We start from the raw sequence: 17,833 nt of genomic DNA, 5'->3' as shown, positions 1-17,833 counted from the left end.
GGGCCGGGCGGGTCGTCAGCGGAAGCCGCCGTCGATGCGGAGGACCTCGCCGGTGATGTAGGCGGCCCGGTCGGACACGAGGAAGGCGATCAGCTCGGCGACCTCCTCGGGACGGCCGAGCCGGCGCAGCGAGACCTGTTCGAGGGCGCGTCCGACGGCCTCGTCCGGTAGCCGGGCCACCAGATCGGTGTCGATGTAGCCGGGGGCCACCACGTTCGCCCGGATGCCGAACCGGCCGACCTCCTGGGAGAGGGACTTGGTGAACCCGATGATGCCGGCCTTGGTCGCCGCGTAGTTGCTCTGCCCGGCGTTGCCGCAGATGCCGGCGACCGAGGAGAGGTTGACGACGGCGCCGGACCGGCGCAGCACCATGCCGTCGATCACCGCACGGCAGGCGTGGTAGACGCCGCTGAGGTTGACCTGGAGGACGTCCTGCCAGTCCTGGTCCTCCATCAGCAGCAGCGGTGCGTCCCGCAGGATCGCCGCCGAGGTCACCAGGGCGGTGATCGGGCCCAGCGCGTCCTCGGCGCCGTCGACCAGCGCGCCCACCGCGGCGGCGTCGGACACGTCGGCCCGGCGGACGTAGGTGTTGCGGCCGAGGTCCAGCAGCTCCTTCTCCAGGGCCCGGGCGGACTCCGCGTCCGCCCCGTAGCACAGGGCGACGTCGAAGCCGTCCCGGGCCAGCCGCAGTGCGGTGGCGCGGCCGATCCCACGTGTCCCACCGGTGATCAGAGCCACCGGCCCGGCCGTCCTGGTCATCGTGTTCCCCTCTCCTGTCGGGTGCGGTGCTCGGTCTGCCCGGCCGAGTCCGGGGCGGGGGGTCGCGGTGCCGTGCGCTGCCGGACCAGGCGCCTCAGCTCGGCGATCCCGAGCTCCGGCCGCTGCGCCAACAGTTCGAGCAGGAACGGCCACTGGCGCATCATCACGGCCATCGCCCGCGGCTCGATCCGCTCCGGGGAGTACAGCCACAGGCCGCGCAGGCCGCCGTCGGACTCGTGCATCATCAGGTACAGGTCGGCGTTGTGCGGCCGCATCTCGGTGATCAGCTCGGGGATCACCCCGTCGTCGCCGACGTTCAGGTTCAGCGGCGCCGACTTGAGGCCGTGCAGGTCCAGCGGCTCACCCGCGACGTTGAGCAGGTTGAACAGCAGCCGCAGCGGGTTGCGGTCCTCCCCGGCGTCCCGGCGGAGCCGCCGCAGCGGCACCTCCTGGTGCAGGTGGGCGTCCAGCACGCCCGCGCGGACCGCGGTGATCAGGTCCCGGACGGTCGCGTCCGGCGAGGGCCGGGGGCGCACCACCACCGGGTTGATGAAGAAGCCGATCATCTGCTCGGTCTCCGGGTGCTCCCGCCCGGCCAGCGGGAAGCCCACGGCGAGGTCGCCGTCCGCCACCCCGCCGTCCGCGCCGCCGCGGTCCGGGCCGCCGTCGGCGTAGGTCTGGAGCAGCAGGTGGAACGCCGAGAGCAGCACGATGAAGAGGGTGACGCCCTCCCGCTGCGCGGCGTCCCTCAGAGCCCCGGTGACGGCCGGCTCCAGGACGAAGCCGGTGGTGAACCCCTCCGCCGCGCCGGCCTTCTGGTGCTCCGGCGCCTCGAACCTCGGCAGCGGTGGCAGACCGTCCAACAACCGCTCCCAGTAGGCGACGTGCTCGTCCAGCGCGCCGTCGGCCAGCCGCCGCCGCTGCCACGCCGCCCAGTCCGGGTACTGGACCATCGGCTCGGGCAGCGTGGACTCCCGGCCCAGGACCCGTGCGGCGTACAGCTCGCGCAGTTCGCGCCCGAGCAGCGCGTAGGACCACAGGTCGACCACGATGTGGTGCAGCACCAGCACCAGCACCCACTCGTCCGGGGCGGTGGCGACCAGGGTGCCCCGGACCAGCGGCCCCCCGGCCAGGCTGAACGGGCGGCTCACCTCCGCCTCGACCAGCCGCCGCAGCTCCTCCTGCCGGGCCTGCTCCGTCCCGGCCCGCAGGTCCGCGGTGGCCAGCGGCCAGCCCCCGACCGGATCGACCAGCTGCCGCCACTCCCCGGCGCCGTCGTCGACGATCCTGGTCCGCAGCGCCTCGTGGCGCCGCACGATCTCGTCCAGGCCGTGCCGCAGCGCCTCCCGGTCGAGCTCTCCGCTCAGGACGGTCGCGGTGATGACGTTGTGGTGCGCCTCGTCCGGGTCCACGGGCTGGTACATGATGTCCAGCTGGGCGAAGGACAGCGGGACGCCCCTGCGCCGGTCGGCCGGCGGGACGGCGCCGCCCCGCCGGTCGCCCCGGCCGAGGTGCCGGTTCCGGCGCCGGTCCGTCGGAGCGGGCCGGGCGACCGGCGGACCGCCCGCCCCTGGCAGGGCGGCGCAGGCGGCGACCGCCCGCAGGGCGGCGAACCAGGTCCCGGCCAGCTCGCGCACGTCCCGCTCGTCCAGCAGGTCGTCCGCCCAGGTCCAGCCGGCCGCCAGCTGCGGGCCCCCGGGGCCGTCGTAGGTGACCGCGTTCAGCTCCAGCGGGTGCGCGAGCAGGGTGACCTCCGCCTCGTCCCCGCCCGGGGCGGCTCCGGCGTCGGCCGTGACCGGTGCCCAGGGCGCGCCCTGCCCGGTGCCGGTGAAGCGCCCGAGGTAGTTGAAGGCGACCTCGGGGACGGGGAGCGCGGCCAGCGCGGCGGCGGTGTCCGGATTGAGGTGCCGCAGCAGGCCGAACCCCAGACCGTCGCCGGGCAGGGCGGCCAGCTGCTCCCTGATCCGGACCACGGCAGCGGCCAGCTCCGTCCCGGACTCCTCCACCTGGGCCCAGCCCAGCGGGCCGGAGGCGAGCCGGACCGGCTGGACGCCGGTGAACCAGCCCACGGTGCGGGACAGGTCGACCCCGGGCGCGAGGTCCTCGTGCCGGCCGTGGCCCTCCACGTCGACCAGCACCCCGCCGTCCGGTGCGCCGGGGCCGGGCCCGCCCCGGCGGTGGCGCCACTCCTCCAGGGCGATCCCGAAGGCGGCCAGGAGCACGTCCTGGACTCCGGTGTGGAAGGCCCCGGGGACCCGCCCCAGCAGGGGCGCGGTGTCGTCCGGCGGCAGGGTCAGGACCAGCCGCCCGATGCCGGTCCCGGCCCGGGCGACTGGTCCGTTCCCGGCGGGTCCGTTCCCGGCGGGTCCGACGGCGGCCGGTCCGCTCCCGGGCGGTGCGTTCTCCGGCCGGCGGGCCAGGAGCGGCGGGGCGCCGGCCAGCAGCCTCGTCCATTCCGGGAGCTCGGCGACGCGGTCCGGGGCGACCGCGTCGGCGGCCAGCAGGCCGGCCCAGCGGCGCACCGAGGTCCCCACGGGAGCCAGCACCACCGGCCGCCCCGCGAGCACCGCCTCACCGGCGACCCGCAGGTCCGGCAGCAGGATCCGCCAGGACACCCCGTCCACCACCAGGTGGTGGAGCACCAGCAGCAGCCGCCCCGGTTCGCGCGGCCCGGCGTCGAACCAGACCGCCCGGAGCACCACCCCGGCGACGGGGTCCAGCAACCCGCGGGCCACGGCCGCGTGTCCGGCGACCCGCGCCCGCAGCCCTGCCTCGTCCGGTACGGTCCCGCCCGGCCCGGTGACGTCCACCCGGTGCAGCCGGTCCTCGACCCGCACCGAGCCGTGCGGCCCGGCCAGGAGCGACCAGCTGCCGTCCGGCCGGACGGTCAGCCGGGAGCGCAGCACGTCGTGGTGGTCGACCAGCGCCTGCAGCACCGCGGTCAGCTGCCCCCGGCCGGTGCCCGGGGGGACCGCGACCACCGCCTCCTGGCTGAACCCGTCGATCGGGGTGTCCAGCCCGCGCAGCCACTCGACGATCGGGGTGGGGGCGATCTCGCCGGTCCCGACGTCCTCGGGACCCTCCGCCGCCTCCGCGTCGGTGGCCACCGTGGCCAGGCCGGCGACGGACTGGTGGGCGAACACGTCCCGCACGGTGACCGTCAGCCCGGCGGTCCGGGCCTGGGAGACGACCTGGATCGCCTGGATGCTGTCGCCGCCCAGGTCGAAGAACCTGTCCCCGGTCCCGACCTCGGGAAGCCCCAGCACCTGCGCGTAGATCCCGCACAGGGTCTCCTCGACCGGCGTGCGGGGCCGCCCGGAACCGGGCGCCGCCGGGAAGTCGGGAGCCGGCAGCCGCTCCCGGTCCACCTTGCCGTTGGCAGTGAGCGGCAGGTCGTCGAGGACCACCACCGCGGCCGGGACCAGGTACGGCGGCAGCCGGCGGGCGAGCGCGGCCCGTACGGCCGCGGGATCCGGCCGCGCCGCCGGGCGCGGGACCACGTAGCCGACCAGGATCCGGGTGCCGGGCCGGTCCTCACGGACCGTCACCACGGCCCGGGCGATCCCCGGCAGGGCGGCCAGGGCGGTCTCGATCTCGCCCGGCTCGATCCGGAAGCCGCGCACCTTCACCTGGTGGTCGGTCCGGCCGAGGAAGTCCAGCTGCCCGTCCGCCCGCCACCGCACCAGGTCCCCGGTGCGGTACATCCGCGCCCCGGGCGGCCCGTACGGGTCCGGGAGGAAGCGGCGTGCGGTCAGGCCGGGCCGGCCCAGGTAGCCCCGGGCCAGCCCGGAGCCGGCGACGTACAGCTCGCCCGGGACACCGACCGGCACCGGGCGCAGCCCCTCGTCCAGGACGCGCACCCGGGTGTTGGCGATCGGCCGGCCCACGGGCGGGACGCCGCCGCCCGACAGCGGCCCGGTCATGGTGGCGCACACGGTGACCTCGGTCGGGCCGTACGCGTTGACCATCCGGCGCCCGGCCGACCAGCGGGCGGCCAGCCCGGCCGGGCAGGCCTCGCCGGCGACCACCAGGGACAGCCCGGCGGGCAGTCCCCCCTCCGGTACGGCCGCCAGCACGCTGGGCGGCAGGGTCACGTCCGTGACGCCGTACGCGGCGCAGGTCCGGGCCAGCGGCTCGCCCGGGAGCAGCTCCTCCTTCGGGAGCACGATCAGCGCGGCGCCGGACAGCAGCGCGTCGCACCGCTCCGCCACCGAGGCGTCGAAGCTCGGCGAGGCGAACTGCAGCAGCCGGCTGCGCCCGTCCAGCCCGAAGCCCTCGGTCTGGGCCGCGACCAGCGCGGGGATCCCGGTGTGGGTGACCACCACGCCCTTGGGCGTCCCCGTCGAGCCGGAGGTGTAGATGACGTACGCGGCGTGCGCCGGGGTCAGGGGTTCCGCGCGGTCGGCGTCCCCGGGCGCGGTGGCGGGGCGGGCGTCGAGCTCCCGGAGCACCTCCGGCCGGTCCAGGAGCAGGAGCGGGACGCCGGTGTCCGGGAGCACGCCGCTCAGCTCCCCGGTGGTGAGCAGCAGGACCGGGCCGGCGTCCCGGAGCAGGAGGGCGATCCGCTCCGGCGGGTAGTCCGGGTCGACGGGCAGATAGGCGGAGCCCGCCTTGACCACGGCCAGCATCGCGACCACCGACCGGGCCGAGCGGGGCAGGGCCACCGCCACCGGCCGGTCCGGACCCGCGCCGCGGTCGATCAGCAGCCGGGCCAGGCGGTTGGCCTCCGCCTCCAGCCGGGCGTACGTCAGCTCCCGCTCGGCGTCGACCACCGCGGTGCTGTCCGGGGTGCGGGCCACCTGGGCCTCGAACAGCTGCGGCAGGGTGGCCGACGGCAGGTCGCGGTCGGTGTCGTTCCACTCGGTCAGCAGCCGGTGCCGTTCGCCGGGGGTGAGCAGGTCCACGGCGCCGATCGGCACGTCCGGGGCGGCGCAGACCGCCAGCAGCAGACGGCGAAGCCGGTCGGCCAGGACCTCGACGGTGTCCGGGTCGAAGACGTCGGCGTTGTACTCGACCACGCCGTCGATCCCGGCCGGTGCGCCGGCGCCGGGGCCGGGGCCGCGTCGCCCGGTCAGCGCGAACACCAGGTCCATCCGGGCGGTGCCGGTGCTCACCGGCACGACCTCCTCGGCCAGGCCCGGCAGGCCGAGTTCGGCGTCGGGGAGGTTCTGCCAGGCGAGCATGACCTGGAAGAGCGGGTGGTGCGCGGTGGACCGGGCGGGCCGCAGCGCGTCCACCAGGAACTCGAACGGGACCTCCTGGTGGGCGAACCCGTCCAGGCTGCGTTCCCTCACCCGGGCGAGCAGCTCCCGGAAGGTGGGGCGGCCGGACGCGTCCACCCGCAGGACGAGGGTGTTGACGAAGAAGCCGACCAGGTCCTCGGTGGCGGCGTCGGTGCGGCCGGCGACGGTCGCACCGATCGGGAGGTCGTCCCCGCCGCCCAGGCGGTGCAGCAGGGCGGCCAGGGCGGCGTGCACGACCATGAACTCGCTGGTGTCGTGGCGGCGCGCCAGGACGGCGACGGCGTCGTGCAGTCCGGCGTCCCAGCGGAACGCGACCGTGCCGCCGCGGTGGCTCGCCTCGGCCGGGTGCGGCCGGTCGACGGGCAGCGCGATCCGCTCCGGCAGGCCGTCGAGCGCCCGCCGCCAGTGGTCGAGCTGCCGGGCCCGGACGCTGTCCGGATCCTCCGGGCCGCCGAGGAGCCGCCGCTGCCACAGCGTGTAGTCGGCGTACTGGACGGGCAGCGGTGTCCAGTGCGGCGGCCGGCCGGCCAGGCGGGCGGTGTAGGCGGTGGCCAGGTCGCGCCCGAGCAGGGCGACCGACCAGCCGTCCGCGGCGATGTGGTGCACCACCAGGACCAGCGTGTGCCGCTCCGGGCCGTGGACCAGCAGTTCGGCGTGGAGCGGCGCCTGGCGGGCCAGGTCGAAGCGGTACCGGGCGGCGGCGGCCACCGCCTCGTCCGCGCCGGGGCCGGGGACCTCGGTCACGGTCAGCCCGGGGCGTCCGGCCGCGGGGTCGAGGACGTGCTGGCGTGGCACGCCGCCCGTGTCGGGGAACGTGGTGCGCAGCGGCTCGTGTCGGTCGGTCAGGTCCGCCAGCGCCGCCCGCAGCGCGTCCACGTCCAGGGCGCCGGTCAGACGTACCGCCATCGGGATGTTGTAGGTGGCGGAGGGGCCCTGGACGCGGTCCAGGATCCAGAGCCGCTGCTGGGCGAAGGAGAGCGGCAGCTCGGCGGGCCGCGGCCCGGGCCGCAGCGCGGGGCGGGGTTCGGGGCGCGGCGCCGGGGCCGCGCCGTCGTGGCCGACGACCTCGGGGTCAGTGCCGTCGGTGTCGGCGGCGAGGCGGTGGGCCAGGCCGGCCACCGACGGCGTCTCGAACAGCGCGCGGACCTGGACCTCCACGCCCAGGGCGGCCCGGATCTGCGAGACCAGCCGGGTGGCGAGCAGGGAGTGGCCGCCCAGGTCGAAGAAGCTGTCGTGGACGCCGACCGCGGGCACCCCGAGCACCTTGGCGAAGAGCTCGCACAGCGCCTCCTCCCGCGCGTCGCGCGGCGCGACGAAGGCCGGGCCCAGGTCGCGGCGGTCGCCGTCCGGCGCGGGCAGGGCCCTGCGGTCGGTCTTGCCGTTGGGCGTCAGCGGCAGGGCGTCGAGGAGGACGAAGACGGACGGGACCATGTAGGCGGGCAGCCGCGCGGCCAGGGCGGACCGCAGGACGGGGGTGAGCCGGCGGGCCAGGCGGCGCCGGGCGCCGTTGACGTGGCGCGCCGGGTCCTGGTCGCCGGGCGGCGGCCCGGCCGCGGGCGGCAGCCCGACGGCGGGCTCGCCGTCGGCGCCGACGCGGCGGGCGACGAGGTCCAGGGCGCCGTCCGGGCCGTGCCCGGACCAGTCGAGGTCGATCCGGTACCCGGTCCGGTCGGCGAGGGACCACAGCTCCTCCGGGTCCACGGCCCCCTGGGCCGGGGGGACGGGGGAGGCCGGAGGGTCCGCCGGGTCGCCGGCGGGCGCGGCGCCGAGCCGCCCGAGGGCGTCGGCGAGCGCGCGCACGCGGGCGTTGGGCACCCCGCGGACGGCGAGCAGGGACGGCCGCTCCGACGCCAGCCGGTCCTGCAGCGACGCCACGGTGAGCCGCTCGGCCTCCCAGTCCAGCCACGCGAAGTCCGCCCGCGGGGCCGCCTCTGCCTGCGCCTGGGCCTCCGCCCGGGCCCGGGCCTCCGCCGGCGGGTCCGTCCGTGCGGTGGTGAGGACCACGTCGTAGCGGAAGCGGGTCAGCTCGTTGTCGCAGTCGGCCCGCTTGGGCAGCACGCGGACCTCCTCGACGGCGGGGAACCGCCCCGGCAGGGAGGTGAACAGCCGCGGGTCGATCACGAGTTCCTCGTCCTCGTCCACGTGGCGCCGCACCCGCGCGAGCAACCGGTCCGCGGGGAGCCCGGGTTCGGCACGGGACAGCTGGACCGAGAGGTGGAACGACTCCAGCAGCGGCAGGCTGCGGACGTCGCCGAGGAACACCGACCCGCCCGGTGCGAGGCGGGCCAGCGCGGCTTCGACCACCCGCAGCAGGTACCGCTCGTCGGGGAAGTACTGCACCACCGAGTTGAGCACGACCACGTCGAAGAGCCCGTCGGGCAGCCGGTCCAGCCGGTCGGCCGCGCAGCGGTGGAGTTCGACCCGGCCGAAGGGGTGACCGGGGGCGTCGACGGCCGTCCTCAGGCCCGCGAGCGCGACCTCGGAGATGTCGGTGCCCCAGTACCGTTCGCAGTGCGGCGCGACCCGTTGCAGGATCAGCCCGGTGCCGCACCCGATCTCCAGCACCGAGCGGGGACGCAGGCCGAGCACGCGCTCCGCGGTGCGGTCGGCCCACTCGCGCATCTCCCCGGCCGGGATCGGTTCGCCGGTGTAGCTGCTGTTCCACCCGCGCAGGTCCTCGACGGGGATCGGTGCCGGCGCGGGGGAGCCGGCGCCCGCGAGGCCGGCGGGGGAGCGCCCGGGGCCGTCGGTGCCGGTGGGCGGCCGGCTGCCGTCCTCCTCGTCGTAGGCGGTGTCCCAGATCCGGCGCCACTCGTCGACCTGGTCCGGCCACTCCTCCGCCGGGCCGGAGCCGTCGTCGACGGCGGGCACCACGTACGCCACCAACCGCTGGTCACCGGGGACGTCCTCGCGGACCGTCACCACCGCGACCCCGACCTCCGGCCGCCGGGCCAACTCGCTCTCGACCTCACCGAGTTCGATCCGGAACCCGCGCAGCTTCACCTGGTGGTCCAGCCGGCCCAGGAACTCGATGCCGCCGTCACGCCGCCGGCGCACCAAGTCCCCGGTGCGGTACAGCCGCTCCTGCGGCCCGGCCCCGAACGGGTGCGGGACGAACCGTTCGGCGGTCAGCCCGGGCAGACCCAGGTAGTCCCGGGCCAGCCCCGCGCCGCCGATGTACAGCTCACCGGGGACACCGGCCGGCACCGGACGGCCCCGGTCGTCGAGCACGTGCAGTTCGGTGTTGGCGATCGGCTCGCCGATCGAGATCGGGCCCTCGCCCACCTCGGCCACCGCCGACCAGATCGTCGTCTCGGTGGGGCCGTACATGTTCCACAGCGTCACGCCGGTGGCCAGCAGCCGCCGGGCCAGCTCGGCCGGCAGCGCCTCGCCCCCGGCCAGCACCCGCAGACCCGGTGCGCCCGGCCAGCCCGAGTCCAGCAGCATCCGCCAGGTGGACGGCGTCGCCTGCATCACGGTGGCCCCGGAGGCGGTCAGCAACCGGGACAGCCGCTCGCCGTCGGCGACCGCCTCGCGTTCGGCGACCACCACCCGCGCGCCCTCGGCCAGCGGCAGCAGCAGCTCCAGCAGCGAGATGTCGAAGGAGTGCGTGGTGACCGCGAGCAGCGTCTCGTCCGGCCCGATGCCCGGCCGTTCCGCCATCGAGTACAGGAAGTTGCCGAGCGCCCGGTGCGGGATCCGGACCCCCTTCGGCTGCCCGGTCGAGCCGGAGGTGTAGATCACGTAGGCGAGGTCCTGCTCGGCCACCGGCTCGTCGAGGCCGTGCTCGGGCTCGACGAGGAGCCCGTCGTGGAGCTCGTCCAGGCACAGCACCTCGGCGCCGGTCCCGGGCAGCCGCTCCGCGACCGCCCGCCGGGTGAGCAGCACCGGCAGCCCGGAGTCGGCCAGCACGAAGGCGATCCGGTCCGGCGGGAACTCCGGGTCCAGCGGGACGAAGGCACCGCCGGCCTTCAGCACGGCCAGCATCGCCACCACCAGCTCGACCGAGCGCTCCGTGCAGATGCCGACCGGCACGTCCCGGCCGACACCGTGCCGCTTCAGCCGGTGGGCCAGCCGGTTGGAGCGCCGGTCCAGTTCGGCGTAGCTCAGCGCCTCCCGGCCGCAGCGGACGGCCTCGGCGGCCGGGGTGCGGGCGGCCCGGTCTTCGAAGCGACGGTGGGCGAACCCCGGGTCGGGCCACTCCCGGCGGGTGTCGTTCCACCGGTCGCGCAGCCGCCGCTCCTCCTCCGCCGCGAGCATCGGCACCTGCCCCACCGGGAGGTCCGGATCGGCGAGCAGGTTCTCGACCAGCAGCCGGAGGTGGCCGGACAGCTGGTCGACGGTGGCCGCGTCGAACAGGTCGCTGTTGTAGTCGAACCGCCCGCTCAGACCCTCCGGGCGGTCGAAGACCTGGAGCTCTAGGTCGAACCGGGCGGCGGTGCTGTCCACCTCCAGCGGTTCCAGGCGCAGCCCCGCGGCGTCGAAGGAGGGCATGGCGATGTTCTGGAAGACGAAGGAGACCTGGAAGACCGGGGAGCGGGACAGGTCCCGCTGCGGGTGCAGCTCCTCCACCAGCCGCTCGAACGGCAGCTCCTGGTGCGCGAAGGCGCCCAGGCACACCGGCCGTACCCGGCGCAGGAGTTCCCGGAACGTCGGGGCGCCCGACAGGTCCGTCCGCAGCGCCAGCGTGTTGGCGAAGTACCCGATCAGCCGCTCGACCTCGGGACGGCCCCGGTTGGCGACCGGCACCCCGACGACGACGTCCTCCTCGCGGGTGTAGCGGTGCAGCAGGACCTGGAAGGCCGCGAGGAGCGTCATGAAGGGCGTGACCCCCTCGCTCCGGCTGAACGACCGCACCCGGTCCATCAGGTGCGCGGGGAGGGCGAACGGCCGCGAACCGCCCCGGGTGCTGCGGACGGCGGGCCGGGGGCGGTCGGTGGGCAGCTCCAGGGCCGCGGGCGCCCCGGCGAGGGCCTGCTTCCAGTACTCCAGCTCGGCCGCCGCCCCCTCGCCGTCGAGCCGCCTGCGCTGCCACACCGCGTAGTCGGCGTACTGGACCGGCAGTTCGGGCAGCGCGGCCTCGGTGCCGGTGGCGTACGACCCGTAGAGGGTGACCAGCTCGTCGAGGAAGACCGAGGTGGACCAGAGGTCCCCGGCGATGTGGTGGATGGTGAGCAGCAGGACGTGCTCGTCCGGGGAGAGGCGCAGGAACCGCATCCGCAGCAGCGGGCCGGCCTCCAGGTCGAACGGGCGGGAGAACTCCTCCTGGGCCAGGGCGCGGATCCCGGCCTCCCCGTCCGGCCCGTGCAGGTGCTCGCAGGGCACGACGGTGAGCTCGGGCGCGGAGCCCTCGGTGACCACCTGCACGGGCTCGCCGTCCACCTCGCGGAAGGTGGTGCGCAGCGCCTCGTGGCGCCGGGCGATCTCCCGGACGGCGCGCTGCCAGAGGTCGAGGTCCAGCGGGCCGCGTACCCGGGTCGCGCCGGAGACGTTGTAGGCGGTGTCCCCGGGCGTCAACTGGTCGAGGAACCACATGCGTTGCTGCGGGAACGACGCGGGGAAGCGGTGCTGCCGCCGCCTCGCCGCCGGCGGCCGGGCGGTCTGCTGGGGAGTGGTCTGCTGCGGCGGTGCGGCCTGCTGGGGGGCGGGCCGCTGCCCGGCCTTCCTCCGGCGCAGGTGCTCGGCCAGCAGGGCCCTCTTCTCGGCGGCCGAGAGGGTGGCGGGGTCGGGGGTGGTCATCGCGCGTCCGTCCTCGTGTGTCCGGTGGCCGGCCTGCTCTCGCTCGCTCATGCCCGGTCCTCCCGGGCCCCGAGGTCGTCCGGCTCCTCGGCGAGCAGTGCCCGGAGCTGCGCCTCGACCTCGTCGTCGGACAGGTCGTCCAGCCCGTCCAGCCCGTCCAGCTCGTCGAGCTCGTCGAGCCCGTCCAGCTCGTCGAGTGCGTCCGGTTCGTCGAGTGCGTCGAGGTCGCCGGGCCCGGTGAGGTCCGCCTCGTCGCGGCTCAGGATCTCGATCGCGTCCCCGTCGCGGCCGTTCCCCGCGCCCTCGCCGCCGGTCGCGGCCAGCAGCCCGACGGTGTGCGCGACGGTGGGGGTCTGGAAGAAGTCCCGCAGGTCGAGTTCGGTGCCGAACCGGCTCTGGATCCTGCTGTTGATCTGCACGGCCGCCAGCGAGTGGCCGCCCAGGGCGAAGAAGTCGTCGTCGACGCCGACCTCCTCGACGCCCAGGACCTCCCGCCAGACCGCCGCGACCGCCTCCTCCTGCTCGGTGGCCGGGGCCAGGAACGGGGTGGGGAGGTCGGGCCGCGGATGGGTGCCGCCCAGTGGCGCCAGCAGGTCGATCTCCCGCGCGAGGAGGGCGGGGGTGATCGACCGGGCCAGCCGGCGGAGCGCGCCGAAGTCCTTCGGCGTGACCACCAGGTGGGCCGGGAGTACGGGTTCCGCGAGGATCCGGGCGAAGGCCGCCCGGCCGTCCTCCTCGGCGAGGCCCTCGCCGAGCGCCCGCAGGGTCCCCGCTCCGGCGGGTGCCTCCCCGGGGCCGGCCGCCGAGGGGCCCGCCGTCGAGGCGTCGGCCGGCCCGGCCGTCGGTCCGGTGCCGGTGTCGGCGCCGGTCTCCGTCTCCGTCTCCGCCTCGGCCTCGGCCTCGGCCTCCGCGACGGTCTGCCGGAGCTGCTCCAGCAGGGCCTCGACGTCGTTGATCCGCTTGACCGTGAAGTCGGTCACCTGGACCAGCAACCGGCCGTCGGGGTCGAGGAGTTCGAGGTCGCAGGTGAGGGTCTCGCCGGACGACCCGTCGGGTTGCCGGATCTCCACGCCGACCAGCACGGTACCGGTCAGCGGGTGCAGGACCCGCAGGCTGCGGTAGGTGAGCGGGAGGTAGTACGGGTCCTGCGCGTGCAGCCGGAAGACCCCGCCCGCCATGTCGAGCAGGGCCGGGTGCAGCGGGTAGCCGTCCAGGTCGGCCAGGAAGGCGTCGTCCAGCCGGAGGGTGGCGAGCATCCGCCGGCCGCCTGTCCGGATGGTCTTCAGCACCTGCCAGCGCGGCCCGAACCAGAACCGGAGCGGTCCGCCGCCCTCCTCGAAGCGCTCCACCCCCAGCCGGCCCCGGATCTCCTCCTCGGTGGACAGGACCTCGGTGACCTCGCAGCGGGCCAGCACCTCGGCCAGGTCGCGCACGGTGTCCGGGCCGCGGTCGTGGAACGTCGCCCAGCCGACGGCGTGCTCCCGCCACCGCGCGCCGTCGCCGGTGCGGCTCCGGACCGTGAAGTGCGGCCGGCCGTCCCGCTCCTCGATCGTGGTGTAGATCGTCCTGGTCCGCCCGTCGGGCACGATCACCGGCGTCATGAACAGCACGTCGTGGAGTTCGATCTCCCGGTCGGCGGCCTGTTCGGCCAGTGCGGCGCGGACCAGTTCGAGGTAGGCCGTGCCCGGGACCAGGCCGTGGCCCATCAGCCGGTGGTCGGCGACGATCCAGTGGTCCGCGGTGTTCAGGTCCGTGGCGTAGGTCCGGGTGGTCCCCTCGGACCCGACCCGGCGGAGCAGCGGGTGTCCGGTGTCCTGCCCGGCCGGGTCGACCGTGCCCGGCCGGGAGAGGAGCCCGGCCGCCATGCCGACGCCCTCCCAGGTGCCCCAGGCGACGGAGGTCACCGGCCTGCCCTGCTGCCGCCTGCTCAGGGCGAAGGCGTCGAGGAAGGCGTTGGCTGCGGCGTAGTCGCTCTGGCCCGGCCCGCCCAGGACGGCGGTGACGGAGGAGCAGAGCAGGAAGAAGTCCAGCGGGTCGTCCTCGCAGAGCCGGTCCAGCAACAGGGTGCCGCGGGTCTTCGCCGCCAGCACCCGGTCCGCGTCCTCGCGCGTCTTCCGCGCGATCATCCCGCTGGACGGGGTTCCGGCCGCGTGCACGACGCCGTTCAACGCGCCGAACGCGGACCGCAGTTCGTCGATCCGGGCGGCGCTCTGCTCCGGGTCGGTCACGTCGGCCCGCAGCACGGCGACCCGGGCGCCGAGCTCCCGCAGCCGGGACAGCCGCCGGATCCGGACGCCGGTCGGGTCCTGCTCCCCGTGCGTCTCCAGCCACGCGGCCCAGTCCTCCTCGGCGGGGAAGTCCGACCGGCCGAGCAGCCCCAGCACGGGAGCCTCGACGCTGCGCGCGAGCTGCTCGGCGAGGGCCAGGCCCACTCCGCCGAGTCCGCCGGTGATCAGGTAGACGCCGCCGTCGCGCAGCGGGGCCACGGCCGGCCGGCCGGCGGTGTCGTCGGAGCCGTCGAGAGCCTCGGAGTCGTTGGTGTCGTCGGGGTCGTCGGGGTCGTCGGAGCCGTCCGCCCCGAGCCGGAACGCATCGAAGTCGCGGACCCACCAGTGCCGTCCGCGCAGGGCCAGTTCGCGTTCCCCGGTGCCACGGACGAGCAGGTCGTGGACGGCGCGGACCGATCCGTCCGGCGGGGCGGCCGGGTCGGTGCCGGTGATGTCCAGCAGGCGGCACTCGACGTCCGGCAGCTCCTGCGGGACGACCGTGCAGGGGCCGGCCAGGGTGGCGTTCTCCGGCTGCAGCGGCTCGTCCCCGGTCACGCTGTGGACGCCGCGGCAGAGGACGTCGATGGTGATCGGCACCGACGGGCGGGCGTCCTCGATGCCCTGGGCCAGCGCGATCAGGCTGTCGAAGCCGACCCGTCGTGCCTCGTCGAGCCGTGCCTCGTCGAGCCGGGCCCCGTCGAGCGCGTCGGCCGGGCCGCCGCCCAGGCTGAACAGGTGCACGATCCGGAGCGCTGCCGCGCCCCGCAGGTCCGGTGAGCGGAGGAGCTCGGCGAAGTGGTCACGGTCGGCCGGGTCCAGTGACCAGGACCGTTCGCCGCGGGAGCGGAGCCCGTCGTCGGCGCCGACCCGGACGACGGAGGCGCCCCCGTCCTCCAACCGCCGGGCCAGGGTGCGGCCGAGGCCGAGGTCGTCGCCCAGCACCACCCAGAGCGGCTCCGGGCCGTCCCCGGGCCGCCGGCCGGCGCTGCGCGGTGCGAGGCGCCGCCAGCCGGGGGTGCGGAACCAGTCGCCGAGCGGCACGGCGGCGCCGTCCGCCGTGCCGTCCGCAGGGGTCGTGGTGGCGGTGGTGGCGACGGGGTCGGGGTCCACCCAGTACCGCTGCCGCTGGAAGGCGTAGCCGGGCAGGCGCAGTACCCGGCGGCCCTCGGACGGCCGGACGGCCGCCCAGTCGACCGGGACGCCGGCGCTCCACAGCGAGCCCAGGGCCTCCAGCAGCCGTACCCGGTCGTCCGTCCGTTCGTGCGGGTGGCGCAGCGAGCCGGTCACGGTCCGGTCGTCGCGCCAGGCGCGGTGCTCGCGCACGAAGTTGCCGAGGGTGTGGCCCGGGCCCACCTCGACCAGGACCCGGGACGGGTCGGCCAGCAGCAGTCCGGCGGCCTCGGCGAAGCGCACGGGCTGCCGCAGGTGACGGCCCCAGTACTCCGGGCTGGTGGCCTGCTCGTCGGTGATCCAGGTGCCGGTCACGTTGGAGCAGAAGGGGATGCGCGGGGGGTTCAGCCGGACCTTGCGGACCTCCTCGACCAGCGGTCCGACGGCGCCGTCCATGGTGGCGGAGTGGAAGGCGTGCGAGGTGTGCAGCCGCCGGCAGGGGATGCCCGCGGCCCTGAGGCGGCGCTCCAGCCCGTCCACCGCGCCGGTCGGGCCGGAGACCACGCTCAGGGCGGTGGAGTTGACCGCGGCCAGGGCGAGGGCGGGACCGTCGCCGTCGTCGCCCAGCCAGGGCGCCAGCTTGTCCTCGGAGAGGAACACGGTGAGCATCGACCCGGCGGGCATCGCCTGGACCAGGCGGCCCCGTGCCGCCACCAGGTGGACGGCGTCCTCCACGGAGAAGACGCCCGCGAGGCAGGCCGCGACGTACTCGCCGACGCTGTGGCCGACCATGGCCTGCGGGTGGACGCCCCAGGCGGACCACTGGCGGGCGAGGGCGTACTCGACCAGGAACAGCGCCGGTTGGGCGAACTCGGTCCGGTTCAGCCGGGCTTCGGCCTCGGCCGCTCCTCCGGGCCGGGGGAAGAGCGAGTCGCGCAGGTCCGCGCCCAGCTCCGCGGCGAACAGCTCGGCGCAGCGGTCGAGTTCGGCGGTGAACACCGGCTCGTGCCGGTACAGGTCGCGGGCCATGTCGACGTACTGGGTGCCCTGGCCGGGGAACAGGAAGGCGACGGGAGCTTCGTCGGCGGCCCCGGCGGTCCCGGCGGTGACGGCGCGCAGTGCGGCGACGGCCTCCGCCCGGTCCCGGCCCACCACGGCCCGGCGCCGACCGAACGCGCGCCGCCGGCGGGCCAGCGTGTGGGCGACGTCGTCCAGGGGTGTGCCGGGGTGCTCCTCCAGGTGGTCGGCGAGCCGGTGCGCGGCCTGCTCGACCGCCTCCGGGGTCCTCCCCGACAGCGGCAGCAGGACCGGACCGGCGGGGGCGCCGGACTCGCGGGAGGGCGTGCGGCGGTCCTCCGGGCCGGCCTCCGCGTCGGCGTCCGGGCTGGGCCGCTCGGCGGGGGCCTCCTCCAGGACCAGGTGCACGTTGGTGCCGCCGATGCCGAACGAGCTGACCCCGGCCCGGCGCGGCCGGGATCCGCGGGGCCACGGCCGCAGCCGGTCGTTGACGAAGAACGGGCCGGACTCCAGGTCGAGTTCGGGGTTGGGCTTGGTGAAGTGCAGCGACGGCGGAATGGCCTCCTGCCGGAGCGCCAGCACGGTCTTGATGAGCGCGGCGACTCCGGCGGCGGCGTCCAGGTGACCGATGTTGCCCTTCACCGACCCGACCGCGCAGTAGCCGGTGGCCGCGGTGTCCTCCCGGAAGGCGCGGGTCAGCGCGGCGATCTCGATCGGGTCGCCGAGCGGGGTGCCCGTGCCGTGGGCCTCCACGTAGTCGACGGTGTCGGCGCCCACCCCGGCCATCGCGAGCGCCTCGGTGATCACCGACGCCTGTCCGTCGACCCCGGGCGCGGTGTAACCCGCCTTCAGTGAACCGTCGTTGTTGACCGCGGAGCCCAGGATGACGGCGTCCACGGTGTCGCCGTCGCGGCGGGCGTCGGCCAGCCGGCGCAGGACCACGACGCCGGTGCCGTTGCCGGGCACGGTGCCGCCCGCCGCGGCGTCGAAGGGGCGGCAGTGCCCGTCCGCCGAGAGGATGCCGCCGGGCTCGTACAGGTGGCCCTGGCGCAGCGGCGAGCCGACCGAGACGCCCCCGGCGAGTGCGAGGTCGCACTCGCCGCCCAGCAGGCTCTGGCAGGCCAGGTGGACCGCCGTGAGGGAGGTGGAACAGGCGGTCTGCACGGTCAGCGCCGGGCCCGTCAGGCCGAGCTTGTACGCGACCCGGGTGGTGAGGAAGTCCTTGTCCCCGGCCAGCAGCGTCTGGTACGGCCCTGCGGCCTCGAAGACCCGGCGGTTGGCCGTCACGTTGTACAGCAGGTAGCTGTTCATGCCGGCCCCGGCGAAGACCCCGATCCGCCCCTCGAAGTCCTCCGGGACGCAGCCGGCGGACTCCAGGGCCTCCCACGCGCACTCCAGGAACACCCGGTGCTGCGGGTCCATGATCTCGGCCTCGCGCGGGCTGTAGCCGAAGAAGGCGGCGTCGAAGCGGTCGGCGCCGTCCAGCGCGCCCTTGGCCCTGACGTAGCCGTCCTGGCTCAGCAGGGCGGGGCTCACCCCCTCGGCCAGGAGCTCCTCCTCCGAGAAGACGGTCACGGACTCCCGGCCCTGTTCCAGGTTCCTCCAGAACGTGTCGACGTCGGGGGCCCCGGGGAAGCGGCCGGCCATACCGACGATGGCTATCTGGTCGAGCTCTTCGGACATCTCCGACATCGGGTC

The 17,833-nt window shown here is 75.9% G+C and carries 3 protein-coding genes; all 3 read right to left on the bottom strand.

Going from position 1 to position 17,833, the window contains the following annotated elements; translation table 11 throughout:
* Positions 1 to 15 precede the first annotated feature (15 nt).
* From fabG to PUR56_RS09090, 3 genes are read right to left on the bottom strand one after another with little or no spacing between them, the layout of a single operon-like run.
* Positions 16 to 759, bottom strand: a complete 744-nt coding sequence (gene fabG / locus PUR56_RS09100) for a 3-oxoacyl-ACP reductase FabG (protein WP_329948500.1) — start codon at positions 757 to 759, stop codon at positions 16 to 18.
* On the bottom strand, positions 756 to 11,792 hold the full coding sequence (locus PUR56_RS09095) for a non-ribosomal peptide synthetase (protein WP_329948499.1): 11,037 nt from the start codon (positions 11,790 to 11,792) through the stop codon (positions 756 to 758). The genes fabG and PUR56_RS09095 overlap by 4 nt, the downstream gene beginning before the upstream one ends.
* A complete protein-coding gene (locus tag PUR56_RS09090; protein WP_329948498.1) occupies positions 11,789 to 17,827 on the bottom strand; it encodes a type I polyketide synthase in 6,039 nt (2,012 codons plus the stop codon). Before PUR56_RS09090 ends, PUR56_RS09095 begins: the two co-directional genes overlap by 4 nt.
* Positions 17,828 to 17,833 lie beyond the last annotated feature (6 nt).

The organism is Streptomyces sp. BE303 (assembly GCF_036290945.1).
Lineage (GTDB): Bacteria > Actinomycetota > Actinomycetes > Streptomycetales > Streptomycetaceae > Kitasatospora.
The sequence above is the reverse complement of the archived record's forward strand: the minus strand, read 5'-3'. Positions and strand labels throughout refer to the sequence as shown.